Raw genomic sequence first — 653 nt, forward strand, 5'->3', positions numbered from 1 at the left:
CTAGACATCATGTATGGACCTGCCGCACCTCAAGGGACGCGGATTAAGCTTGAGGTGGGCTACACCGCGGCTCAGAGCCGCATTGAGGGGGCAGGTCATGAACAAGTTTAGCAAGTACGTGGGCCTGGATGTACATCAGGAAACGGTTGCCGTGGCGGTCGCCGACACGGCTGGCGAAGTGCGGTATGTGGGCGAGATTGTGAACACACCTGAGGCCATTGCGAAACTGGTCGCACAGCTCAAGCGGGGCACAGGACGGCTTGCGTTCTGCTACGAAGCCGGCCCCTGTGGCTACACCATTTGCCGACAGCTGCGGGAACTCAAGCAGGACTGCCAGGTCGTGGCGCCGTCGCTGATTCCGAAGAAGCCGGGCGAGCGCGTGAAGACCGACCGGCGCGATGCCCTGAGCCTGGCGCGCCTGTATCGCGCCGGTGAGTTGAGCCCCGTGTGGATTCCGGATCAGGCACAGGAGGCGCTGCGCGATCTGACCCGTGCGCGTGAGGACATGAAGCATCTGCAACGCCAGGCCAAGCAACGGCTGCTGTCATTTCTGGCGCGGCATGGCCATCGCTACACGGGCCGCTCCAGATGGACGCAAGCGCATTGGCGCTGGCTGGAAGGCATCAGGTTCGCCCGGCCGGAGCAACAGATCG

General features: G+C 63.2%; 1 protein-coding gene. It reads left to right on the plus strand.

Annotation, left to right across the window (positions count from 1 at the left end; translation table 11 throughout):
• Positions 1–97: 97 nt before the first annotated feature.
• The coding region (locus ACOJB8_RS41185; RefSeq protein ID WP_475018001.1) for an IS110 family transposase at positions 98–653 on the plus strand (556 nt) is incomplete at its 3' end.

The sequence above is a fragment of the Paraburkholderia sp. BR10141 genome (assembly GCF_056155635.1).